Raw genomic sequence first — 24057 nt, forward strand, 5'->3', positions numbered from 1 at the left:
ACGCCGCCTTGTTGGTTTATTCGGTCGGTTCGGGGGTCGGCTCTGTCTCGGCAGAGTCCGGGGCAGCGGAGTCTGCGCCGTCCTCCCCTGCCGTGCCGGCATCGTCCTGGGATTCCGGCTCGGTGGTCGTATCCTCCGCAGGCAGGAACCGGGCCTCAATCGAGCCGTCCTCCATCTGATTGGAGACATCCAGCGTGCCGCGGTCACTGGAGGTAAGACCGTCTCCGCCTGTATCGAGCACGATATAGGCGGCCAGACGCACCTTATAGTCCAGATTGTTGGAGGTGCCCAGTTTGATGGAGACACGGCCCTGATACAGCAGGTTCAGTTCGCTGAGGTCGGTCAGCGAGATGACCGATGTGCCATCCAGCAGGCCGTGGGAGTCCAGCTCATCCAGCACTTGATACAGCACCTCGTTGGCGGTCTCGGTGGGTTCTGCGGCTGTCTCAGGCGTTTTCTGGCCGGGTTCCACGGTGGGTACCGGTGTGGCCAGGGAGCTGTCGGATTCCAGGTTGAGCAGCGCTCCCGGGGCCACCGACTGACCATCCGGAAGATTGGCTTCCAGCAGAATCAGCCCGGAAGGGCCTTCCGCCTCGGTGCGCAGGACCTTGAGTTTGTCGCTGAGGATCAGCCAGCTGCCGTTGTATTCGAGCTTGAAGCGTTCCACGGCAGGCTGGACTTGCAGAATCACCGTTCCTGGCAGCTGAACGCGGACCTGCACCGAATCCAGATAAGGCAGCTGCGAAAGAATCTGGGCGGCTTTTTCTTTGGTGGAAAAGCCGAGCAGGTTATCCCCCACCTGGATGCCGGACGCATCGATGATCTGCTGTTCGGTATAGATGCCGGTATTGGCCGGGGTCACGCGGTCGGGGTTTTCGACCCGGAAATCCGTGACCTTGAACAGCAGATTGATGGAGAGGATGATGCCCACAATCAGGACGATGAGCACACAGATGGCACCGCCAAGGGCTTTGCGGCGGCGCCGCCGAAGCTGTTCAGCGCGGGTGACCCGGCGGGCAACGCGGGGTGCGCCGCTGCGGTATCCGGCTTTCTGAGGATTCTGCTGCGGGCGGGGCGCATTTCGATGCGCAGGTGTGTTCTGCATCCGCCGCGGCTGCGGGCCTGTGGCGGGGTGCCGCTTGGCGGACGTGCTGTTGCGGCGCGGCGGGGCCGGTCTGCCGGCAGCCCGCTGAAGCCCCACCCGATCCTGCATGCTGCGCGGTCTCTTTACCTGGGGAGGTACTCGGTTTTTCTGACGGCGGCTGCGCTGGTCGCGGTCCATGACGGAGCCTCCTTTGGTTCGGATTTATACATGGGGGTCTGCCTTTCAGAAGGAATCGCTGCCCATCAGTTCCCGGAGTCTGGCAATGATCAGCTCCAGGCTCTTGGGGTTGCCAAGGGTGGTGGCAGCTTTGCCCATCGCCGCCAGGCGGCCGGGCTGTTCCAGCAGCGTTTTGACCGTCTCGATCAGCTTGTCGCCGGTCAGATCTTTTTCCTCGATCACCACCGCCGCCCCGGCTTTCTGCAGTTCCAGAGCGTTATAGTACTGATGGTTCTCCGCCACATTGGGGCTGGGAATCAGGATGGATGCCCGGCCCATGGCTTCGAGTTCCGCCAGCGTCAGCGCTCCCGAACGGGAGATGACAAGGTCGGCCGCTGCCAGCATTTCGGGCATATTATCAATATATTCCCGCACCACGAGGTTGCGGCCGGTGGTAAAGCCCTCCTTGGCGGCCAGATCCTGGAACAGTTTGACGCCGCGGCTGCCCGTGGCATGCAGGTGCAGGATGGGCTGGGAGGTCTTCTGTTCCCAGGCGCAGAGCGAGGCAACGACCTCGTTGATGCGGCGGGCACCCAGGCTGCCGCCAAAGCTCAGGATCACGGTACGGTCGCCGGCATCCAGCTTGGCGCGCGCCGCCGCACGGTCCTGGGTGAGAATCTCGGGACGGACCGGATTGCCCACCACCACAGTCTTCTGGGGAGCGCCGAGTTTTTCCACTGCGGCAGCCGACGCCGCAAACACCACGTCCACTTCCTTGGCCAGGAGCTTGTTGGTCACGCCCGGGAAGGCATTCTGCTCATGGATGGCAGTCTTGATTCCCTTTTTGGCCGCCGCACGGACCACCGGGCCGCTGACATATCCGCCGCAGCCGATCACAAGATCGGGGCGGACTTCCCGCAGGATGGCCGCCGTGCGCGGTCCCGAAAGAGCCAGATGATACACCGCCACCAGGTTGCGTCCCACATTGCGCAGCGTCAGTTTGCGCTGGAAACCGTTGATCTCGATATGATGGAACGGATACCCGGACTTGGTGACCAGGCCGTATTCCATGCCTTCCCGACGGCCCGCAAAATGAATCTCGGCGGTCGGGTCGGCGGCCTTGATCGCCCCGGCAATGGCCAGGGCCGGATTGATGTGACCGGCCGTGCCGCCGGCTGCAATCAGAACACGCATCGTAACACAACTCCTATCCGAAAATTTCCGGTGTCATCACACCGTTTTGCGATGACGGCGCAGTCCGGGAGGCGTTCCGCCGTTCATTCTCCGGACCAGTTCCTGTTGTTCGCGCCGCTGCTGCGCCAGGGCCCGCGCATTGCCTGCCCTGGATATACTGAGCATGACGCCCATCTCACATAGCAGGATCAGCAGACTGGTGCCGCCCGACGAGAAGAAGGGCAGGCTGATGCCGGTATTGGGCAGCGTGGCGGTAACCACGCCGATGTGACAGAAAGTCTGCCAGGCGATCTGGGCCATGATGCCGATTCCGATCATGGTACCGAAATAGTCCGGCGCACGCAGCGCAATGAAGATGCCCTGGATGATGAGGGCCGCAAAGAGGCCGATGCAGAGCAGCGCCCCGATAAAGCCCAGCTCCTCGCACAGCACCGAGAAGATAAAGTCGTTGGTGGCTTCCGGCAGCCACAGATGTTTCTGACGGCTGTTGCCGATGCCGAGACCGGTCAGCCCGCCCGAAGCGATGGAATACAGACTCTGCTGGGTCTGGTACAGGACCTGTTCATCCTCGCCGCCCGAAGTCAGACCCCAGGCGCCCAGACGCTGCTGGACGTAGTTTTCCTGTCCGGTCAGCATCAGGTAGATGGCCATGGCGCCCAGTGCGGCCATGAGCGGCAGCCAGCGCAGACCGATGCCGCCGCAGACCATCATGGTACCGGCAATCAGCACGATCAGGATAATGGCCGAGTTGTGCGGTTCCTTATAGAGAAGGTAGATATACGGCAAAAGCGGCAGCAGCGTGCCAAAAATGCCGTACAGCAGGGAGCCGCGTTTCTCGTAATGGTTATCGGACCAGCAGGCGATGCCGAGGATTGTGGACAGCTTGGCAAGCTCGGAAGGCTGAAGCGAGGTGCCGAACATGTAGACCCAGCGGTTGCAGTTGTTCTGCGGTTCGCTGAACAGGGCCCAGACCAGCAGGACCAGCGTAAGTACATACAGGTACCAGTGCACATGCCGCAGACTGCGGTAGTTGATGTTGGAGATCAGGAACATCAGAACAAACCCCACCAGTGCCAGAATGGCCTGCTGACGGATGTAATAGTAGATGTCCCCTTCGCGTCGATAATACCCGGTGGCATAGCTGGCAGAAAACAGCATGATGAGTCCGTAAATCTGAACCAGCGCCAGGACGCCGACAAAGTTCCAGGAAATGGGACCGCGCTCTTCTTTGCGGAAACTGACTTCCTTGAAAAACCGAACAATATTGCCAAATGCCAAATCCAAGACCTGGGCAATCGTCATGCGCTGTCCCCTTTCTGTGAGAGCTGTATCAGCCGAGATAAATGTACATCAGACCCAGCACCACGCCGATCAGCGCAATGAGGCTGAAGAAGAAGTCAATCTTGACTTCCCGCCAGCCGCGCATCTCGAAGGCATGATGGATGGGGGTCATGCGGAAAATCCGCTTGCCGTGGGTGGCCTTGTAATACACACGCTGGATGACCACGGTCATGGCATCCCAGATATAGACGATGCCGAAGAAGAAAACCAGCTCGGGCCGGCCCATGATGAAGGCCAGCGCCGTGACCATACCGCCGAAGAACATACTGCCGGTATCGCCCATAAAGACCTTGGCGGGGTAGAAGTTCCAGACCAGGAAGCCCGCCGCCGCAGCCGCCGTGGCCGTGGCCAGCACCGCCACATGGTAGAAGCTGAGCATACTGGCCGCCAGCAGGTAGCCGAGCATCGAGACAAAGGTCACGCAGGAGCACAGGCCGTCGAGGCCATCCGTCAGGTTGACGGCATTGACCAGGAAGATAATGCCGAGGAAGGCGATCGGATAAAACGCCACGCCCAGATCCACGGCCCCCACGAAGGGCAGCATAACCACCGTCGTGAGCAGGCCCTGCATCTGAAGGCCCGCCATGAAGCAGCCCGTCACCGCCACCTGCATGACAAGTTTCTGCCAGGCCAGCAAGCCCAGGTTCCGGTGTTTGACGACCTTGATATAATCATCCAGAAAACCGATGAGGCCGGAACCGAACGCCAGGAACAGTGCCAGCATGGCTGCACGGACCTGAATGATGCCCAGCAGGTCGGCCGCGTACCGCTGGAACCCGGCGTAGACCAGGCCGCAGGACAGCAGAATGCCGAAGATGAAGCACAGGCCGCCCATCGTCGGGGTACCCTGTTTTTTGTTGTGCCAGGTCGGGCCGTCCTCACGGATGGTCTGGCCGAAATGCAGTTTCCGAAGAGCCGGGATCACGAAACACCCCGACAGTGCCGTAATGGCAAACGCACCGATCGCAGCCGCAATCAGCATCCAGGAGACAATCATCCCCATATGGAATTCCTCCAAAATCAGGTATTTGGCAGATCCTCATACAACGTATGAAGCACTTCGTCCAGTTTCATGGCGTGGCTGGCCTTGGCCAGGACGACATCTCCGGGACGGACCGTCTGCCGTAGATATTCTACTACTTCCTCGCTGGTTTGGCAATGGATGGTTGTGATTCCTTTTTGTCTTGCTGCGTCCGCCATAGCCGCGCTGCGGGGACCGAACGCGACCAGCAGATCTGCGGCCTGTGCGGCCCATTCGCCGGTCTGGCGATGGCCGGATTCACTGGCCGAACCAAGCTCGAGCATGTCGCCCAGAACGGCAATGCGCCGTCCGCCCGGGGCCGGTGTGCGGTCCCGCAGAATCTGCAGTGCCGCCTTCATGCTGTCCGGGCTGGCATTGTAGCAGTCCTCGATGAAGGTGACGCCGCCGTGCTGCACAATGTTCTGCCGCATACCGGTGGTACGGTAATTGGCAAGTGCCGCCGCACATTTGGCACGGTCCAGACCCAGCCGGGTCGCCGCCGCATAGGCTGCCAGCGCATCATAGACCGTATGGACGCCCGCCGAGGGAATCCGCACCTCAAAGCGGAAGGTCTCCCCTTCGGCGCGGTCCAGCAGCGTGAAGGCGGTCCCGTCACCGTCCGGACGGATGTTCTCGGCCGAGACATCCGCATTCCGGGACTTGATTCCGAACCAGACCGGGTTGAGCCGGCCGGGAAGTGCCGCGCCGGGCAGCAGGTCATCGTCGGCGTTGAGCACCAGCGGGGCACCGTCCGGCAGACCCTGACAGATCTCCAGCTTTGCTTTCAGTATATTCTCGCGGCTTCCGAGATTTTCCAGATGGGAGACGCCGATCATCGTGATGATGCCGGCCGAGGGCCGGGCCGTGCGGGCCAGGCGGGCAATCTCGCCGGCGTGGCTCATGCCCATCTCGACCACCGCATACTCGGTGGTATCTTCGAGGCGGAAGAGGGTGTTGGGCAGACCGATTTCATTGTTCTGGTTGCCCTCCGTCTTGAGGGTGTTGCCGAAAGCGGAGAGGATCGCGTAGCAGAATTCCTTGGTAGTCGTCTTGCCCACGCTGCCCGTCACACCGATCATGAGCGGGCTGAACAGCATCCGGTAATTGGAAGCCATCCGGATCATTGCCATATGGCTGGACGGCCAGATCACCAGATGATCCTGAGGGACGCCCTCCACGTCGTGGTTGGCAATGATATATTCCGCCCCCGCCCGGTAGGCTGCGGCGGCGTAGTCATGTCCGTCCACCCGTTCCCCGGGGAAACAGACGAAGATGCAGCCGGGTACCACTTTGCGGGAATCCGTCACCACGGCGGTGATCGGAACCGGACGGGCCAGGGTCAACCCGGCCAGCAGCTCGTTGGCGTTCATGGGTTTCATGGGGTCACTCTCCTTCTTTCGATGGCGGTCCTTCACTCCGAATCGGAGGAAGCCGCATTGTCACTGTCTGCATCCTGCGGGGATTCATCGGTTCCGGAGTCGGAGGTTTGCTGTGATTCCTCTCCGGACGTATCGGACGATGTGTCGGCGGACGACGATGCCGTGGAATCCGCCGCATCGGCGGAGGTGGTCAGGGTGACGACGGTGCCAAGAGGAACCGAGGTTCCCGCTGCCACATCCTGGGATATGACACGGCCGGATTCATCCCCCGCAATGCTGACGTTGACGCCCGCGGCCTTGAGCATCTGCTCGGCAAAACTGCCGGTCTTGCCGGCCGCATCGGGAACGGTGGTCATACTGCTGGTTTCGGACTGCGTGTAGCAGTAGACGGTGGACCCGGCCGGAACTTCGGTTCCGCCGGCCGGATACTGGAAGATCACATCGCCGTCGCTGCTGTCCACAAACCGGTGGGACAGGCCGGCGGCATTCAGCTTGACCTGGGCCGAGGTCCAGCGGGTGCCGATCAGGTTGGGCACCGTGACCGTGCCGTTCTCGTCATAGGACGGATCGCGCTCAATGCCAAGATACGGCGCGATCTGACGGATGATGTTGCCGGTGACCGGGGCCACAATCTGCGACGCATAGTCATAGATCCAGCGCGGGTCGTCCAGCATGACCAGAACCAGGATTTCCGGGTCATCGGCCGGCAGGATCGCCGCGAAGCTGATGGCCTTGCGGTAGTCTCCGTCCGGACGGTATTTGTAAGGCTCTTTCCAGTCCAGTTCCTCTGCCGTGCCGGACTTGCCGCCGATGCGGTAGCCGGCCACATAGGCATTGCGGCAGCTGTGGCTGGTATCATCAATGTTGTTGCCGACGTTGGCTTCCATCATCGTGCGGATCTGTTCGCTGACTTCCTCACTGATGACCTGGCGGCGGATTTCGGGTTCCGCCTGCCAGACGATGTTGCCGGTATCGTCGGTCATGGAGTCCACCACATAGGGGGTGAGCAGATACCCGCCGTTCACCGTGGCGGCCACGGCGGTGGCCATCTGCACCAGCGTGAGTTTCTGGGTCTGGCCGAATGCCGTGGAATACAGGTCGGTCACGACCTGCTCCATCTCTTCCTGCGTCTTGGAGATGCCCTTGGATTCGTAAGGCAGGTCAATGCCGGTGGTCTGGGTCAGGCCGAACGCCTGATAATAGTTGTAGAAGAATTCGGGGTCCATCTCCTCGGCCACCTGGATGAAATACAGGTTGCAGCTCTCGTTCAGGGCCCCCGCCATATCCTGCCACAGATGGGCTTTGCCCTCGGCGCAGCGATAGGTGTGTTCCCAGGGCGTTCCCTCAAAGACGGTCAGGTTGCCGCTGCAGTAGAACTGCTGGCTGGCATCCATCTTGCCGGAATCCAGCGCCGCGGCCGCCGTCATGAGCTTGAAAACCGATCCGGGGTAATACAGTTCAGTCACGGCTTTATTCTTCCACTGTGCTTCGCGCATATAACCCTGAAGCGTGGTATACTCGCTGGGAAGATCTGTTGTGGTTCCGTCCTCGTTGACCTCGGTGCGCGGCTCGGTGCCGATGACGCCGTCCTCGATGATGTCCTGGACCGCATCCTGTCCGAGCCGGCTCTGCAGCACCGCGATGGAATCCTCGGTCAGCACGCCGCCGGGCGAATTGAGGATGGAAAGCAGCGTATCGTCGGCGATGGTATACGGATCGTTGGGATCAAACTGCGGTTCGGTGGCCATTCCGTAGATGGCGCCGGTCTTGACATTCATGACAATGGCGCTGCCGCGGTTCTGGACGCTGTAATCGCTGATTGCGTTGGTCAGTTCGGTTTCCAGCACGCTCTGGATGTTGTCATCAATGGTCAGATGCAGGTTGTATCCGTTGGTGGGTTCATGGGTATCGGAGCTCTCGTTGGGCAGCTCATAGCCCCAGGCGTTTTCGCTGGAGATGCTCCGTCCCGGTGTTCCGGCCAGCTGTTCGTTGTAGGACTTTTCCAGACCGTACATGCCGTTGCCGTCACTGCCGCAGAAGCCCAGCACCGAGGCCAGGAAATCCCCGCAGGGATATTCCCGCACCGAGGAGGACTCCTTGTACATCGAGATGACCTTCTCCTTTTCGGCCTGCTCATCGTCCTCCGGCAGGCCGTTGACCACCCGCTCGGTGTTGGCGTAGTCCAGCACCTTCTGGGCGGTCACCATATCCACGCCCTTGGCAATGATTTTGTACTGGCTGGTCGTATCGCTGAGTTTCTCGTAGATTTCGTCAGCGGTGGGCGTGCCGCCCAGAAGATTGCTGATGTCCTCGCTGGCCTGTTTGGTGAAATCCTGGTTGCAGTACGAGGGGTTGGCGATCAGGTTCCAGACCACAGTGGACTTGGCCAGCAGTTTGCCGGTGGAGGAATAGATGGAACCGCGGGTGGCGGGAATCCAGTCATCGGAGAGTTGCTGCTCCGTCGCCTCGACCCGGTACTGCTCCGAGTCGCGGAGCTGCAGGACATAGAGCTGGTAAATCAGAAGGCCAAATCCGAAGATGACAAAGAACGCGACGAGAAGCAGCGTGCGCAGGCGGACAGCGAGGTCCGCCATGTGCCGCGTCTCACGCGGGCGGGAAGGCTTTCGGGGTTGTTTGCGGGAGTCCATGGGCATAGCAGTATTCCTTCCGGGTTGCACCAGATTTCAGGATAGAATGGAAAAAAAAGCGTGCTCCGACCGGGATGCACGCTTCAGGCGCAGGGAGTTATGGTTCAAAGATGGCCAGCAGGCTGAGTGCCGCCGACTTGAGGCCGGACAGCAGCTTATCGGCGCCGCCGCTGGCCCGTTCAATGACGCTTTGATCTTCCAGACGGATATAGGTCACCTGGCTCGGGTCCACCTTGACCAGGCCAAGGCGGCCTTCCGCCACGTCCTGCACACTGGTGAGGTTCGTGATGGTGTCCATGCTGGAAGACAGATAATCATAGTAGCTCTGGGCATTGGCCAGGCTGGTGCGGGTGGAATCAATCTCACCCGAGAGCTGGGTGATCCGGGCCTGACTGGCCACAATGCTGACCACCAGACCGATAAAGATCGCAATGGTCAGGACCGTGATGGTGCTGCGGGCAAACTGTCTGGCCTTGCTCAGGCCGTAGCGTCCGCCCCGGACCACCTTCATGCGGGGCTGCCCCGCAGTGTGTTTGTAACGTGCGGCGTACAGGTTGGCCGCTTCTGCGGTAGCCATGGGCGTCGCCCCCTTTCCGGCATCAAACCGATAGATTTGTCAAAGTTTCTCCAACACCCGAAGTTTGGCCGAGCGGCTGCGGCGGTTTTCCTGCAGTTCCTCGGCATCCGCTTCGATGGGTTTGCGGGTAATCAGTTTTGCTTTGGGCACGCCGCCGCAGGTGCAGATGGGCTGCTCCGGCGGGCAGGTGCACCGCTGTGCCCAGCGGCGGAACTTCTGCTTGACCAGCCGGTCTTCCAGGCTGTGGAAGGTGATGATGCAGAATCTTCCGCCCGGTGCCAGCCGGCTGAAAATGGCTTCCATCCCCTCATTGAGGGCGTCCAGTTCCCCGTTGACGGCAATCCGGATGGCCTGGAAGCTGCGGCGGGCCGGATTCTTGTTCTTGCGCCGTTCAGCCGGCGGGACTGCCGCGGCGATCAGATCGGCCAGCTGCAGTGTGGTCAGGATCGGGGTTTCCTGCCGGACGCGGACAATCTTGCCGGCAATCTGCCAGGCATACGGTTCCTCACCGTAATCGCGCAGAATCCGGGTCAGTTCCTCGCGGTCCAGCGTATTGACGAGATCCGCAGCCGTCGGGCCCTGCTGACTCATCCGCATATCCAGCGGCGCATCCGCATGGTAGGAAAAGCCCCGTTCCGCATCGTCCAGCTGGTGGCTGGAAACGCCCAGATCTAGTAGCGCGCCCTGAATGGCGGGGATTCCCAGCTCGTCCAGAACGCGGGCCGTCTCACGGAAATTGGCCTGAACCACGCGGGCGGGAAGACCCTTAAGCCTTTCGGTGGCGGTTGCCACCGCATCTGGGTCCTGATCGAGTGCGATCAGCCGCCCGGTGGTCAGGCGCTTGGCAATTTCTTTCGAGTGGCCCGCTCCGCCGGCAGTACCGTCCAGGTAGATACCGGCCGGATCGATGGCCAGCCCGTCAAGACACGGCTGCAGCAGAACAGGAATGTGGCTGAATTCCATGTTTTTCCTTCTTCCTGTGCTGTCAGAAATCCAGTTCCTCCATGGCCGCGGTAAAATCCTCATCGGAGTCGGCCTGGCTGGATTCCCAGGTCTGGGTATTCCAGATTTCGGCAAAAGTACGGTTGCCGATCACCGTTACATCATGGTCAAGATTTGCGTACTCCCGCAGTTTGGCAGGCAGCTGAATCCGCCCCTGCTTATCCGGCGTCACTTCCACGGCAGAAGAATACAGCATCCGGCTGACGCTGCGCCCCTTGACCAGGCCCTTCTCCGCGATACGCTCCGCGACCTTTTCAAACTCATCGGCGGGGAAGGCGGCCAGGCAATGGTCCAGCCAGCGGGTGACGATAAAGGTCTGCCCCATCCCCTCACGGAATTTGGCGGGGAAATTCAACCGTCCCTTGGCGTCGATGGCGTAGTCATACTGGCCGACGAACACAGTCGAAGTCTCCCCTTTCCCTGCGACGGAAGTCGTTTTTTTGACGGCAGGAAGAGAAATTGCGGTTAAGAACTCTGTGGAAAGTGTTAAGAACTACCCACTTTCAACCCTAGTTCACCACACTTCCCCACCTGCGTACTACTATAGTACCAAATCAACGCGCAAAAAGCAAGCCCGCGGCGCCAAAAATGCGCCGCGGGCGATAAGTTTTCACAAATCGTTCCCACTTATTGCAGCGAGACTCAACCTTTCTTTTTGCCGCCGCGCAGGTCACGGCTGGCCAGGTTGCGCAGGTTCATCCTGGTGCTCTTGATATCGGCCACGCTGCGGGCCAGCACCTCCTCGGAGTTTTTGAGAATGCTCTCACAGTAGGCCGTGGAAGCGCGGTTCAGCTCCTTGGCCTGATTCTGGGCGGCCGTGACGATCTCGACCGCCGCTTTCTGGGCACGACGGGTGATCTCCTGATCCGAAACCATGCCGCGCGCCCGTTCCTCCGCCTGTTTGATGACGTTGTCTGCCTCCTGCTGGGCGTTCTTGATGATCTGCTCGCGGTCGGCCACAATCTTTTTGCTGTCGCGCAGTTCATCGGGCAGGTTGTTGCGGACCTCGTCAATGATGTCGCGGCAGCGATCCACATCCACCACACGCTTGGAAGCGGCAAATGGAACCGCTGTCCCCTCTTCCAGCGTTTCCTCCATCAAATCAAGCAGTTCCTGTACGTTCATAGCTGTTCCTCTTTCTCATAGCGGCTCACAAGAATTTTGCCGTACTGATATTGTTTTGCCAGAACCAGGCCCGCTGCTTCCGCGGGGAGTTCGGCAGTTCGTTCGGTTTCGCACAGCACCACACCGCCCGGCACCATCAGTGGCGCCAGCAGCGGCAGCGCCCGGGCCACCGTGCCGTGATGAAACGGCGGGTCCAGCAATGCCAGGTCAAACCGTTCCTGGGTGGTGCTCAGAAAATGGAAGGCATCATCGGGAATCACCCGGCTGCGGTCAAAGACCCCTGCCGTTTTGCAGTTTGCCAGCACAATGTTGATGGCATCCCGGGAAGTGTCCAGAAACACGCATCGCGCCGCACCGCGGGACAATGCCTCGATGCCAAGCTGGCCGCTGCCTGCAAACAGGTCCAGCACCCGGGCACCGGGTACCAGGAACTGAACACTGGAAAACATGGCCTCCTTCACACGGTTGATCGTGGGGCGGGTCACGTCTTCGCCGGGCAGCGAAGCCAGGTTTTTGCCGCGGGCCGTACCCGCAATTACACGCATCATCAGGAGTCCACCTGCCTTTCGTCTTCTCATTATGAAGGGTTTGGGGTGCGTTGTCAAGGGAGAATTGCATTTTATTCTCATTGATGCAGCGCATTATAAATCTGTTCCGCCTTGGCGTGGCTGACCCCCTTGACCTCCTCCAGATCGGAAATGGAGGCTTCCTTGACAGCCGTCACGGTTTTGAACCGGGCCAGCAGTGCGGCGCTGGTCTTGGGGCCGACGCCGGGCAGTTCGGTCAGGGTGGCCGCGTAGGATTTCTTGCGCATCATCCGCTTGCGGTAGTCGTTGGCATAGCGGTGTGTCTCATCCTGAATGGCCGTCACAAAGGTAAAGATGTTGCGGTGACGGTTGATGGCAATCTCTCCGCCGGCATCATCCACAATGGCGCGGGTGCGGTGGTGGTCATCCTTGACCATGCCGAAGGTCGGAACGTGTTCCAGCGCCGTGCCGCGCAAGGCCTGTTTGACGGCGCTGACCTGGCCGCGGCCGCCGTCTATCAGCAGCAGATCCGGCAGGGAGGCAAACTGGTTGGATTCGGTATCGGGCTTCTCCCCGCGGCGGGCTGCCTCGTATTCCGCCGCACGGCGGGAGAGGGTCTCTGCCAGCGAGGCATAGTCATCGGTGCCGGCAACGCCCTTGATCTTGAAGCGGCGGTACCCGCTGCGGTAGGGTTTGCCATCCCGGAACACCACCATACCACAGACGCTGGAGCCGTCGCCCCAGTTGGAGATATCATAGCTTTCGATCAGATGCGGCGGCGATTTCAGGCCCAGGACCTGTGCCGCCTCCTCCAGCAGCTTTTCCTCCCGCGTATAGCGCCCGCTCTCACGGCCGAGGCGTTCGACCGCGTTGGTGTAGGCCATCGTGACCAGTTTGGCGATGTCTCCGCGCTGCGGGACATACAGCTCGACCTTGCTGCCGCGCGCCTCGTTGAGGGCCCGGTTGAGGGCCTCGGCGTCGGAAGGCAGCGCATCCACCGCGATGGTCTTGGGGATGGTCTCGCCGTCCAGATAATACTGGGGCAGGAACTCTTCCCGCACCGCGTCGAGATCGGTGGTATCGTGGAACAGGAATTCCCGTTTATCCGTCAGCCGGCCGTCCCGGTACCGCAGGACCGCCGCACAGACGGCGCGGGAGGTACCGGCCAGCGCGATGACATCCATCTCGGCGCCGGATTCCATGACGACCTTCTGGCCGGCAGCCACGCGGTCAATGGCCGCGATCTGATCGCGCAGCAGCGCGGCCGTCTCAAAATCCAGCCGTTCCGATGCGGCCTCCATCTTTTCCCGCAGCTGCTTGACGATGTCCTTCTTGCCGTAGCGGATCATCCGCAGCGCGCCCTGCACGGCGTCATTGTATGCCTGGCAGCTGATCTTGCCGCTGCAAACCGCCATACATTTGCCGATATGCGCATTGAGGCAGGGTCTTCCCTTCCCGATGTCCCGCGGGAATTCTTTGGCGCAGCGGGGCAGCAGGAAGCAGTTCTGCGCGGTTTCCACCATTTCCCGCACGGCAAAGGAGGAGGTGAAGGGGCCGATATAGTCGGCATTGTCATCGTCCTTCTGAAGAACCGCCGACAGCCGCGGCCAGTCGCCCCGCGTCACCTTGACATAGCTGTATCCCTTGTCGTCCTTGAGCAGGATGTTGTATTTGGGCGTATGCGCCTTGATCTGGCTGGCTTCCAGGACCAGGGCCTCAAACTCACTCTGGCAGACGATCACATCAAACGTGAAGGCATGATTGATCATCTGGGTGACCTTGGTATCGTGAGGAACGCCCTCACGGAAATACTGCGAGACACGGATGCGCAGACGTTTGGCCTTGCCGATATAGATGATGGTATCGCTTTTGTCGCGGATGATATAGACCCCCGGCAGCAGCGGCAGCATACAGGCTTTTTTGTAAAGTTCAGCTTTGGTCATGGCGTTGTCCTATCGTGTTGGTTGGTGGTCCGGCAATAAAAACAGCGGGTGAACAAATCACCCGCCGCAAGTGTGTGTATGTTGGGGATTATTCGGAGAAACCGGAGTTGACCAGCTTGACCAGGCCATCCACAGCAGCCTGCTCATCGGTACCGTCCGCAATGATGCGGATCGTGGTGCCGCCGACGATGCCCAGGCTCAAAACGCCGAGCAGAGACTTCGCGTTCACACGACGCTCTTCCTTCTCGACCCAGATGGAGGATTTGTACTCGTTTGCCTTCTGAATGAAGAACGTGGCGGGACGAGCGTGCAGACCGACCTGATTCTCAACGGTAACTTCTTTAACGTACATAATAATTCTCTCCTACTTATTGAAAATGTTACGCCCAAGCCTTCTACCGCGGGCTGTTTTCAGGCGGTTTTGCACCTTATCACGCCGCCTTAACTGACTCTATTTTATCCCATTTGTTCGACTTTGTACAGTGAAAAATTGCATTTTTGTCAGGATTCCGCATTTGGCACAAAATGACGCCACGCCGTTTGTACAAATTTACTAGTTAGTTTTCCACCATATTGTATATAGAATACAAAACTATTACAATTTCTTTTCCAAAGGCGTCTGAATCCGATAAATCTGCTGCCGGAATCCGACATTTTCCGACAGGATTCCGGTCATTTTGCCGGGATTTGCAGCCGTCTGCGCGCGAAAGTCCATGCGGATCAGCAGTCCGATGAGGGCCAGGTTGTCCTGCGGCACCGCCACCCAGGGGGCATCGTGCTCCGCAAGTTTTTTGCGCGCAAAATCCAGCAGCCGTGTTCCGATCCCGATTCCGCGGGAAGGCTCTGTCACCGCAAGATACCCGATCTGTCCGGTTTTGTGGCAGACGCCGACCAGGCCATCCTCCGTCCCGGACATGGAATGCAGATAAAAGGCCCATCCTTCGCGGCGTCTGTTTTCCAGTTCTTCCCGCAATGTCTGCGGGCTCGGTTCAGACCCGGGAACAACGCCGGCGGTCTGGTACAGTGTCCGGCGCGCCTCGGCCGCCAGCCGGGCCGCCGCCTCCATCTGTGCCGCGTCCCGGACCAGGCAGGCCCGTTCGGTCCGCTTCCAGCGCGGGATGCGGGTGATGGGGTGGGACTCGCACCAGGCAAGGTAGAGGTCCGGGCGCCGGGTCCGGGTGCGTTCCCGGCTCTGGCGGCCGCGCCATGCCTGAATCCGGTCGTGGTCTCCGGTCAGCAGCACCGGCGGAACCGGGCGGCCCTCCCACACTTCCGGGCGGGTATACTGCGGATATTCCAGCAGGTTATCCCAGTAGCTTTCCTCCTGATAGCCTTGCTCTTCGGCGAGCACGCCGGGCTGCAGGCGGAGAACACTGTCCGCAACCACCAGGCTGGCCAGCTCGCCGCCGGTCAGCACATAGTCGCCGATGGAGATCTCCTCATCGCCGAATTCCTCAATGACCCGTTCGTCAATGCCCTCGTAGTGGCCGCAGACCAGTGTCAGACTGTCGCAGGCTGCCAGGCGTCGGGTGGTCTCCTCCTTGTAGGGCTGTCCGGCCGCCGTCAGGAAGACGATATGCGGGCGGGGTCTCCCCTGTTCGGCGCACTGACGGATGACCTCCCGCAGGCAGTCGGCAATGGGCTGCGCATAGAGCACCATGCCGCAGCCGCCGCCATAGGGGTAATCGTCGGTCTGGCGCTGTTTGTTCTGTGTATAGTCCCGGATCTGATGGCAATGCGCCTCAAAGAGACCTTTGTTCCGGGCGCGTCCCAGAATGCTGGTGCTCAGAAACGTGTCACACAGTTCCGGAAAGAGCGTCACAATATCAATCCGCATGATTCAGCCCTCATCCCCGTTGACCGGCTCGTCAAACATGCCGCCGATGGGGCGCATCGTGACGGTACGGGCCTGCAGATCCACCCCGATGATGAATTCCGGAACCGCCGGGATCAGATGGTCCGTGCCGGCAGCATCCCGGACGGTATAGATGTCCTGTGCGCCCGGATGGTCCACCGCGGTGACCGTGCCCAGGACATGGCCGTCCCCGTCATCCAGCACCGTGCAGCCGATGAGGTCATCAATAAAATAGCGGCCCTCGGGCAGGCGGGCATCCGCCTTGGCAAAGTAGAACGTTTTGCCGATGCGGGCGCGGGCGGCGTCCATATCCTCCACGCCGGCCAGCCGGACCAGCAGCATATTGCCCTGGGCACGGACACCCAGCAGTTCGGTCTCGCCGCTGCCGTCTGGCGCCGTGAAGAGGCGGCGGAAACCGCGCAGGAAGTCCGCGCCGTCACACAGCGGCAGGGCTTTCATCTCGCCGCGGACGCCGTGGGTGGAAACAATCTTGCAGGCGGGCAGATAGTTTTGCATGGAAATTCTCCTCTTGATGAAGCGACGGACAACAGTCCCCGCGATTGATGCGAAAAAAGCACCCTGCCCAGGCAGGCAGAGTGCTCGAGGTGGCAAAATCAGCCGATCTCCACCACAACTTTTTCGTTCTGGCGGACGGCAGCGGCACGCATGACGACGCGGATTGCCTTCGCAATACGGCCCTGTTTGCCGATCACGCGGCCCATATCTCCCTCGGCCACCGTCAGGTGGTAGACGACCGTGCCGTCTTCACGCGGGGGGTCAACCGTCACCTGCACGGCGTCCTTGTCTTCCACAAGGCCGCGTGCAACAGCAATCAGCAGTTCCTGCATTTGACCTTCCTCCATTTAGAATTACAGAACGTTCTCTTTCTTCAGCAGAACGCGAACGGTGTCGGTCGGCTGAGCGCCGGTGGCCAGCCACTGCTTGGCCTTCTCGGCATCGATCTTCACAACGCTGGGCTCCTTGGTGGGATCGTAGTAGCCGATCTCCTCGATGAAGCGGCCGTCACGAGCAAAACGGCTGTCGGCAACGACAATGCGGTAGAAGGGAGCTTTCTTGGCGCCGATGCGGCGCAGACGAATCTTAACCATGGTTTTTTCCTCCAAAATTTGTTTTACGGCCCTTGCGGGGCTTTCTTTCTATATCACCCTGGGGCCGTAACGGCTTGCGGGTCATATCTTCATTCAGCGGGGCGATCAACGGAATCCGCGCAGCCCGCCCATGCTGCGCATAAAGCCCTTAGGATTGCGGCGTGCTTTCTTCATCATCTTCTGCATCGCCTCAAACTGGCGCAGCAGCTTGTTCACGTCCTCCACGGTCTGGCCGCTTCCGGCGGCAATCCGGCGCTTGCGCTTGGGATTGATGATGGAGGGATGGGCCCGCTCTTCGGGCGTCATGGAATAGATGATGGCTTCGATATGCGGCAATGCTTTGTCGTCGATCTGGTCCAGCTGCTCGGAACTGATCTGGTTGCCGCCGGGCAGCATGGCCAGCAGCGCCGAAGCACCGCCCATCTTTTTGATCTGGGCGAACTGGGTCAGCATATCGTTCATGTCAAACTTGTTGGACATCATCCGCCGGGCGGCCGCTTCGGCTTCCTGGTCGTTCTGCACGGCCTGGGCCTTCTCGATCAGGCTGAGCACATCGCCCATGCCGAGAATCCGGCTTGCCATCCGGGAGGGATAGAACGGTTCGAGCGCGTCCAGCTTTTCGCCGACGCCCTGGAAGTAGATCGGCTTGCCGGTTACGGCCAGCACCGAGAGCGCCGCGCCGCCGCGGGTATCGCCGTCCGTCTTGGTCAGGATGACGCCGGTGATGCCGACCTTCTCATTGAAGGTCTTGGCCACATTGACGGCTTCCTGGCCGGCTGTGGCATCCACCACGAGGATGGTCTCATCCACCTCAACGGCCTGCTTGATGCGCACCAGCTCTCCCATCAGTTCGTCATCGATCTGAAGGCGGCCGGCGGTATCGAGAATGACAATGTCGTTGCCGTGGTCCCGTGCGTAGGCCATCGCCTTGCCGGCGATGATCTCGGGCTTTTCGGTGCCCATCTCAAAGACGGGGACGCCGGCCTGCTCACCGACGATACGCAGCTGATCAATGGCAGCGGGGCGATAAATATCGCAGGCCACCAGCAGCGGGCGCCGGCCCTGGGCCTTGTAATAACGGCCCAGCTTGGCCGCATGGGTGGTCTTGCCGTTGCCCTGCAGGCCGCACATCATCAGGACGGTCTGGCCCTTGTTTTTGATATGCAGCGTCTGCGGGTCGTCGCCGCCCATCAGCTTGGTCAGTTCCTCGTTGACGATCTTGACAACCTGCTGGGCAGGCGTCAGGCTCTCCATGACTTCCTGACCCATCGCGCGTTCCGAAACCTGCGCACAGAAATCCTTGGCCACCTTGTAGTTGACGTCGGCTTCCAGCAGCGCCATCCGGACTTCCCGCATGGCCGTCTTGATGTCGGCTTCGCCAAGTTTGCCTTTTCCGCGCAGTTTTTTGAAAACGCCGTTGAGACGCTCGCTCAAAGATTCAAATGCCATCGGGCGTATCCTCCTGCGAATCCATGCGTCTGAGTATCGTGAGCATTTCCGTCGTGTCCTGCTGAATGCAGGGCGACGGTGTGAACAATCCGGTATTGCAGACACGCACTTCCATGACCAGCTCCTGCAGCCGCTCCAGATCCCGCCGCATGGCGGTCATCCGCCGGGCCGAGCCGAGTTTCTGCTCCATCTCGGTCAGGGTTGCTTCCCCGTGTTTGATCGCGTCGCGCACCCCCTGCCGGGTGATGCCGTAATTTTCCGCGATTTCGGCCAGAGAAAGGTCATCATTATAATATTCCGAGAGAATATTGCGCTGCTTGTCGGTCAGAACCGGGCCATAATAATCCAGCAGCACGGAAAATTCCAGGTTCTTGCCTGCTTTGGCTGCCACAGCGGTTCCTCCTTAGCGGATTGGTGTAAAGTAATTTTCTTTACAGCCTTTGAATTATAGCACCCGGCCCCCGCAATGTCAAGAGCAAAATCGCGTGCAACGGGGAAAAATCCAAATATAACCGGGATTTTTGATTTTGCTAGTGCACGATTTGGCAAGTTATGTTATAATGAGAACAGATTTGGAGAAATTCAGAAACGGAGGCCGGTTCGTGGCGATTTTACAGAGCTATTATCAGGACGTGTACCGTTCCCCTGTGGTCCGTCTTTCGGGGTATTCGGGGCGTCACGGCCTGGCTTCGAGCATCCTGGCGTATCTGGATTTCGGCGGCGCCACCGGCACCTCCAAGGACGGCCTGGCGGAAACCATGCTGGCGTTCGCCACCGAGCGGGGCGACCTCAAGCCCGGTATGCCGGTGGTGGAGGCCAGTTCCGGCAGTTTCGGGGCGGCGCTGGCGGTGAGCTGTGCCACGACGGGGCATCCCTGCATTCTGGTGGTTCCCAACACCCTGCCCATTTCCCGGCGCAAACATCTGCAAAGTCTGGGCGCCCGCATTGTGGTATGCGGCAGCGGCGGACGCCGGGCGCTGGAACAGGTGGCCAAGGACACCGCCTCCCGCTACAACGGCTACTTTACCAATTATTTTGCCAATGATGACAACCCCGAATACCATCGCCGGGTGACCGGGCCGCAGATTCTCAAGGCGGCGGGCGATTCCATTGATGCGGTTGTCGTGGGCGTCGGCAGCGGCGGCACCGTGACCGGCGTGGCCGAATATCTGAAAGCGTGGAACAGCATGATCCGCATTGTGGCGGTCGAGCCCAGTGAGTGCGCCGCCATTTCGGGCGGCTTCATCGGGCACCACGGCATTGCGGGCATCGGTCCCGGATTTGTGCCGGAAAACTACAATCCCTATGTGGTGGACACCGTCCTGACCGTCAACACGGCGGACGCCGAGCGGGCGGCGCGGGAAGTCCTCTTCTACGACGGCATTCCCGCCTGCACAAGCGCCGGCGCCACCCTGCACGCTGCCACCCAGCTGATGGGAACCGGCAAGAGCAACCGGCCGCTCTGCATCTTTGCGGGACGGCAGACCTATAACTGATTGACCGAACAGCGGCCCGGCGGAACATTCCGCCGGGCCGCTGTTTCAGGTTTCCCCGTTATTCCCGCCGGGATGGGAGCGTTCCTCGGCACGCAGTTCAAAATGGATCAGGATGCTGAGCAGTGCTCGCAGCACAATGACGGCCCCCAGCACCACCAGCTCGCTTTTTTCCCGCACGATGACGGTCTTGAGGATCTCGGCCGCCATCTTGAATTCCAGCGAGGTTGCCAGGCCGTTGGCCAGCTCCACCTTGAAATTGCCCTGCACGCTGCGGTGCAGGACCTGCAGTTTGACATAGTCCACAAAGGCACGCGCCGTGCTCCAGGTCACCACAAAGATTCCCATCAGCTCCAGAATGGGAATGATATAGCTCAGGAGCACTTCGATCAGACGATCCAGCATGGTCTTTCCTCCTTCTGTGTGATAGCGTACCACGTTCGCGGCAAAATAGCAACCTGTCATACACCGGCCTTTTTTCGCATACCGTTGAAAAAACGACGGGGAGGCGTGCGTATGAAGGGAGACCCGGAAGAGCGGGCCGTGCTGGTGGGACGGTATCTGGCAGCCAGCGGCGCCACGGTACGGGCAGCAGCCAAGGTATTCGGCATCAGCAAGAGCACGGTCTGGAAGGACCAGTGCCGTCTGCAGCGGCTGGAGCCGGGACTGTGGCGGGAAGTCCAGGCCGTACTGCAGCGCAACAAGGCGGAGCGGCATCTGCGGGGCGGCGAGGCAACGCGGTGCAAGTATCTGCGCCGGCATGCCGGAAGACCGCCCGGAAGAGCCGAAGAAATCTGAGCTTTTCTCTTGCGCACCGCGGTGCGCCCCGGTATAATAGAATGTGAAAATTTTGCAGGAAAGCCGGTGTTTTTATGAAACGCAAGGATTACATCAGCTGGGATGAATATTTTATGGGCATTGCCCTGTTGTCCGCCATGCGCTCCAAGGATGATTCCAGTCAGGTCGGGGCCTGCATTGTGAGTCCCGAGAACAAGATTCTTTCGCTGGGATACAACGGTATGCCGATCGGCTGCAACGACGACGACATGCCCTGGGACCGCGAGGGTGATGAGCTGGAGACCAAATATATGTATGTCTGCCATGCCGAGCTCAACGCCATCCTGAACAGCGCTCACAGCGATCTGACCGGTGCCCGCGTCTATGTGACGCTGTTCCCCTGCAACGAATGTGCCAAGGCCATCATTCAGAGCGGCATCCGGGAGATCATCTATCTGTCCGACAAATACCATGATTCCAACGCCAGCATCGCCGCACGGCGGCTGTTCAATGTGGCGGGCGTCAAGTACCGTGCCTACCACCCCCACGGCCGGGAAATCAAATTCATTGTCTGACAAAAATGAGGCGGGACGTATGAAAACCATCATTATCGGCATCGCCGGCGGCACCGGCAGCGGTAAGACGACCCTGACCCGGCGGATTCTGGAACATTTCGGCAAGGATGAGGTCAGTGTCATCACCCACGACAGTTACTACAAACGGCACGATGAACTGCCCTATTCGGAGCGGTGCAAGCTCAATTATGATCACCCGGATTCCTTCGAGACGTCGCTGCTGATCCATCATCTGCAGGAGCTGCAGGCCGGGCGCAGTGTCGAAGTGCCGGTCTATGACTACACTATCCACAACCGCAGTGACCGCACCGTCACCGTGCATCCGGCGCCGGTCATCATTGTGGAGGGTATCCTGATCTTCGACAGCCCCGAGCTGTGTCAGATGATGGACATGAAGGTCTTTGTAGACACCGACGCCGATGTGCGGATTCTGCGCCGCATTGTGCGGGATGTCAAGGAACGGGGCCGGACGCTGGACAGCGTGGTGAACCAGTATCTGACCACCGTCAAGCCGATGCACGAACAGTTTGTCGAGCCCAGCAAGCGCAAGGCCGATCTGATCGTACCGGAAGGCGGCCAGAATATGGTGGCGCTGGATATGCTGATCAAATGGGTCGCCACCCATCTGCAGAGCTAAGAATTTGGGCAGAGCTCACAAAATCCGGAGTGAAAATTTTATGCTTTGCTAAAATTCACACATTTTCTCTTGACAGTCTTTGCAAAAACTGGTAGACTTCATACTGTTATCAATTTACGAAATGCGATGACGGGGAAAAAGCAGTCCCCTTTCCAGCTCAAGAGAGCCGCCGGTTGGTGCGAGGCGGTGCGGAAGGTTCTGCGTCACTGGCCCCCGAGCAGCTGTGCTGAGCGCTGTGCGTTAGGTGCAGACGGAACCTGACCGTTATCATGCAGGAGCGATTCGCCGTAACCGGCTGATCGTACAGAGAGGCCGTCCGGTGATCCGGCGGCAATGAGAGTGGTACCGCGGGTAGAGTTTTAGAACTGTTTCTCCCGTCTCTCAAAGGCAGCAAGCCTTTGAGGGGCGGGATTTTTTTATTCCGTTTTTCGGAGGCGACACAACCCGAAGGAGGCAATTCAAATGATGGACGCAACCAAGTATCATGTAGGTTATTATCCCCCGCCGGTCGAGCCCGGCCATATTTACGAGTGGCCCCAGAAAGACCACATCGAAAAGGCCCCGATCTGGTGCAGTGTGGATCTGCGGGACGGCAACCAGTCGCTGATCGTTCCGATGAGTCTGGAAGAAAAGATCACCTTCTACAACATGCTGCTCAAGATCGGATTCAAGGAGATCGAGGTCGGGTTCCCCGCCGCGTCCGAAACGGAATATGAATTTCTGCGCAAGCTGATCGATGAACACCGCATTCCCGATGATGTGACGGTCCAGGTGCTGACCCAGTGCCGTGACCACATCATCCGCCGGACCTTTGAGGCCGTCCGCGGTGCACCGCGCGCCATCATTCATTTCTACAATTCCACCAGCGTCGCCCAGCGTGAACAGGTGTTCCGCAAGAGCAAGGAAGAGATCAAGCAGATTGCCGTGGACGGAGCCAAGCTGGTCAAGAAGCTGAGCGAAGAATACGAGGGCAATTTCCTGTTCGAGTACAGCCCCGAAAGTTTCACCGGCACCGAACCGGAATACGCCGTGGAAGTCTGCAACGCCGTGCTGGATGTGATGCAGCCCACCCCGGACCGCCCGATGATCATCAACCTGCCGGTCACCGTCGAGATGAGCATGCCCCATGTGTATGCCAACCAGATCGAGTGGTGCTCCAAGCATCTGAAATACCGTGACAGCGTGATTCTTTCCAGTCATCCCCACAATGACCGCGGCTGCGGCGTGGCGGATGCCGAGCTTGCCGTTCTGGCAGGCGCCCAGCGAATCGAATGCTGCCTGTTCGGCAACGGCGAGCGCACCGGCAACGTGGATGCCATTACCCTGGCCATGAACATGTACAGCCACGGTGTGGACCCCAAGCTGGATTTCAGCGACATGCCTTCCATCTGCGAAACCTACGAACAGGTGACCCGGATGCACGTCTATGAGCGCACCCCCTATGCAGGGTCGCTGGTGTTTGCCGCCTTCAGTGGAAGCCATCAGGACGCCATCGCCAAGGGCATGACCTGGCGTAAGGAGCACAACCTGCACGAATGGACCTGCCCGTATATCCCCATCGACCCGCACGACATCGGCCGGACGTACGACGCCGACGTGATCCGCATCAATTCCCAGAGCGGCAAGGGCGGCATCGGATTCCTGCTTCAGCAGAATTACGGGTACAATCCCCCGCCGCGGATGCGCGAGGATCTGGGGTATCGCGTCAAGGAAGTTTCCGACCACGAGCACAAGGAGCTCAGCGTCAAGGAAGTGCTGTACGTCTTTGAGCGCGCCTATCTGAACAACCGCGATCCGCTCAACGTCGAGTCCGCTCACTATACCCAGAATGCCGACTCCACCATCACGGCCGATGTCATGGTGACGATCCGCAACGGGGAGCCCATCCACTGCCGTGCGACCGGCAACGGACGTCTGGACGCCGTCGCCACCGCCATCGAGCAGGCCACCGACATGCACTTTACGCTGGTGCATTACAGCGAGCACGCGCTGGACTCTGACACCAGTTCCCGCGCCTGCTGCTATGTGGGCCTGAAATGGGCGTCCGGCAAGGAGACCTGGGGCTGCGGCACCCACACCGACATCATCGTGGCCGGCATCCGCGCCCTGGTGAGCGCCATCAACAACAAATAACGGCAGAACGC

25 protein-coding genes and 1 other annotated feature are annotated in these 24057 nt (G+C 59.8%); of the genes, 5 read left to right on the forward strand and 20 right to left on the reverse strand.

Going from position 1 to position 24057, the window contains the following annotated elements; translation table 11 throughout:
* Positions 1 to 16: 16 nt before the first annotated feature.
* The 19 genes from U0L91_RS04250 to ylxM all read right to left on the reverse strand — a co-directional run bounded on the left by U0L91_RS04250 (position 17) and on the right by ylxM (position 18822).
* The gene (locus tag U0L91_RS04250; protein WP_330044975.1) at positions 17 to 1282 is read right to left on the reverse strand and encodes a cell division protein FtsQ/DivIB; all 1266 of its coding nucleotides are present in this window, start codon (positions 1280 to 1282) and stop codon (positions 17 to 19) included.
* Positions 1283 to 1327: 45 nt separating this feature from the next.
* Positions 1328 to 2455, reverse strand: a complete 1128-nt coding sequence (gene murG, locus U0L91_RS04255) for an undecaprenyldiphospho-muramoylpentapeptide beta-N-acetylglucosaminyltransferase (RefSeq protein ID WP_330044976.1) — start codon at positions 2453 to 2455, stop codon at positions 1328 to 1330.
* A 36-nt stretch (positions 2456 to 2491) separates the two neighbouring features.
* Complete coding sequence (locus U0L91_RS04260) at positions 2492 to 3757, reverse strand: FtsW/RodA/SpoVE family cell cycle protein (RefSeq protein ID WP_330044977.1); 1266 nt, start codon at positions 3755 to 3757, stop codon at positions 2492 to 2494.
* A 28-nt stretch (positions 3758 to 3785) separates the two neighbouring features.
* Positions 3786 to 4799, reverse strand: a complete 1014-nt coding sequence (gene mraY / locus U0L91_RS04265; RefSeq protein ID WP_330044978.1) for a phospho-N-acetylmuramoyl-pentapeptide-transferase — start codon at positions 4797 to 4799, stop codon at positions 3786 to 3788.
* A 17-nt stretch (positions 4800 to 4816) separates the two neighbouring features.
* Positions 4817 to 6196: a UDP-N-acetylmuramoyl-tripeptide--D-alanyl-D-alanine ligase gene (locus tag U0L91_RS04270; protein ID WP_330044979.1), complete on the reverse strand. Its 1380-nt coding sequence runs from the start codon at positions 6194 to 6196 to the stop codon at positions 4817 to 4819.
* 32 nt (positions 6197 to 6228) lie between these two features.
* Entirely contained in the window at positions 6229 to 8790 is a 2562-nt protein-coding gene (locus U0L91_RS04275) for a penicillin-binding transpeptidase domain-containing protein (RefSeq protein ID WP_330044980.1), read from the reverse strand.
* A 151-nt stretch (positions 8791 to 8941) separates the two neighbouring features.
* A complete protein-coding gene (locus U0L91_RS04280) occupies positions 8942 to 9421 on the reverse strand; it encodes a hypothetical protein (protein ID WP_330044981.1) in 480 nt (159 codons plus the stop codon).
* 39 nt (positions 9422 to 9460) lie between these two features.
* The gene (gene rsmH / locus U0L91_RS04285; protein ID WP_330044982.1) at positions 9461 to 10384 is read right to left on the reverse strand and encodes a 16S rRNA (cytosine(1402)-N(4))-methyltransferase RsmH; all 924 of its coding nucleotides are present in this window, start codon (positions 10382 to 10384) and stop codon (positions 9461 to 9463) included.
* Positions 10385 to 10406: 22 nt separating this feature from the next.
* Positions 10407 to 10823: a division/cell wall cluster transcriptional repressor MraZ gene (gene mraZ, locus U0L91_RS04290; protein ID WP_330044983.1), complete on the reverse strand. Its 417-nt coding sequence runs from the start codon at positions 10821 to 10823 to the stop codon at positions 10407 to 10409.
* 242 nt (positions 10824 to 11065) lie between these two features.
* Positions 11066 to 11548 carry an ATPase gene (locus U0L91_RS04295; protein ID WP_330044984.1) on the reverse strand — a complete coding sequence of 161 codons (483 nt, stop codon included), beginning with the start codon at positions 11546 to 11548 and terminating at the stop codon, positions 11066 to 11068.
* Positions 11545 to 12126 (reverse strand): 16S rRNA (guanine(966)-N(2))-methyltransferase RsmD, encoded by a 582-nt coding sequence (gene rsmD / locus U0L91_RS04300; protein ID WP_330044985.1) that lies wholly within the window; start codon positions 12124 to 12126, stop codon positions 11545 to 11547. Before rsmD ends, U0L91_RS04295 begins: the two co-directional genes overlap by 4 nt.
* Positions 12127 to 12173: 47 nt before the next feature.
* Entirely contained in the window at positions 12174 to 14018 is a 1845-nt protein-coding gene (uvrC, locus tag U0L91_RS04305) for an excinuclease ABC subunit UvrC (protein WP_330044986.1), read from the reverse strand.
* An 88-nt stretch (positions 14019 to 14106) separates the two neighbouring features.
* A complete protein-coding gene (locus tag U0L91_RS04310; RefSeq protein ID WP_113999630.1) occupies positions 14107 to 14370 on the reverse strand; it encodes an HPr family phosphocarrier protein in 264 nt (87 codons plus the stop codon).
* Positions 14371 to 14613: 243 nt separating this feature from the next.
* Positions 14614 to 15855, reverse strand: a complete 1242-nt coding sequence (trmD, locus tag U0L91_RS04315; protein WP_330044987.1) for a tRNA (guanosine(37)-N1)-methyltransferase TrmD — start codon at positions 15853 to 15855, stop codon at positions 14614 to 14616.
* Between the two features lie 3 nt (positions 15856 to 15858).
* Positions 15859 to 16389: a ribosome maturation factor RimM gene (gene rimM / locus U0L91_RS04320; protein WP_330044988.1), complete on the reverse strand. Its 531-nt coding sequence runs from the start codon at positions 16387 to 16389 to the stop codon at positions 15859 to 15861.
* Between the two features lie 98 nt (positions 16390 to 16487).
* Complete coding sequence (locus U0L91_RS04325; RefSeq protein ID WP_330044989.1) at positions 16488 to 16721, reverse strand: KH domain-containing protein; 234 nt, start codon at positions 16719 to 16721, stop codon at positions 16488 to 16490.
* Between the two features lie 21 nt (positions 16722 to 16742).
* The gene (gene rpsP / locus U0L91_RS04330; protein ID WP_330044990.1) at positions 16743 to 16982 is read right to left on the reverse strand and encodes a 30S ribosomal protein S16; all 240 of its coding nucleotides are present in this window, start codon (positions 16980 to 16982) and stop codon (positions 16743 to 16745) included.
* A gap of 105 nt (positions 16983 to 17087) precedes the next feature.
* On the reverse strand, positions 17088 to 18431 hold the full coding sequence (gene ffh / locus U0L91_RS04335; RefSeq protein ID WP_330044991.1) for a signal recognition particle protein: 1344 nt from the start codon (positions 18429 to 18431) through the stop codon (positions 17088 to 17090).
* On the reverse strand, positions 18421 to 18822 hold the full coding sequence (ylxM, locus tag U0L91_RS04340) for a YlxM family DNA-binding protein (protein ID WP_330044992.1): 402 nt from the start codon (positions 18820 to 18822) through the stop codon (positions 18421 to 18423). The genes ffh and ylxM overlap by 11 nt, the downstream gene beginning before the upstream one ends.
* Before the next feature lie 211 nt (positions 18823 to 19033).
* Between ylxM and U0L91_RS04345 the strand changes: the two genes are divergently transcribed.
* Positions 19034 to 19927 carry a PLP-dependent cysteine synthase family protein gene (locus U0L91_RS04345; protein ID WP_330044993.1) on the forward strand — a complete coding sequence of 298 codons (894 nt, stop codon included), beginning with the start codon at positions 19034 to 19036 and terminating at the stop codon, positions 19925 to 19927.
* 45 nt (positions 19928 to 19972) lie between these two features.
* On the opposite strand, the gene U0L91_RS04350 is transcribed toward U0L91_RS04345, so the two are convergent.
* Positions 19973 to 20329: a DUF1622 domain-containing protein gene (locus U0L91_RS04350; RefSeq protein ID WP_330044994.1), complete on the reverse strand. Its 357-nt coding sequence runs from the start codon at positions 20327 to 20329 to the stop codon at positions 19973 to 19975.
* Positions 20330 to 20440: 111 nt separating this feature from the next.
* Between U0L91_RS04350 and U0L91_RS04355 the strand changes: the two genes are divergently transcribed.
* The 4 genes from U0L91_RS04355 to U0L91_RS04370 all read left to right on the forward strand — a co-directional run bounded on the left by U0L91_RS04355 (position 20441) and on the right by U0L91_RS04370 (position 24046).
* Positions 20441 to 20722, forward strand: coding sequence for a sporulation transcriptional regulator SpoIIID (locus tag U0L91_RS04355; RefSeq protein WP_330044995.1), 282 nt, complete (start codon positions 20441 to 20443; stop codon positions 20720 to 20722).
* Between the two features lie 74 nt (positions 20723 to 20796).
* Entirely contained in the window at positions 20797 to 21276 is a 480-nt protein-coding gene (locus tag U0L91_RS04360) for a deoxycytidylate deaminase (RefSeq protein WP_330044996.1), read from the forward strand.
* Between the two features lie 19 nt (positions 21277 to 21295).
* Positions 21296 to 21913 carry a uridine kinase gene (gene udk / locus U0L91_RS04365; RefSeq protein WP_330044997.1) on the forward strand — a complete coding sequence of 206 codons (618 nt, stop codon included), beginning with the start codon at positions 21296 to 21298 and terminating at the stop codon, positions 21911 to 21913.
* A gap of 117 nt (positions 21914 to 22030) precedes the next feature.
* Positions 22031 to 22298 (forward strand) — a binding site (T-box leader).
* 77 nt (positions 22299 to 22375) lie between these two features.
* Complete coding sequence (locus U0L91_RS04370; RefSeq protein ID WP_330044998.1) at positions 22376 to 24046, forward strand: 2-isopropylmalate synthase; 1671 nt, start codon at positions 22376 to 22378, stop codon at positions 24044 to 24046.
* Positions 24047 to 24057 lie beyond the last annotated feature (11 nt).

It is taken from the genome of Gemmiger sp., assembly GCF_036306485.1.
GTDB lineage: Bacteria > Bacillota > Clostridia > Oscillospirales > Ruminococcaceae > Gemmiger.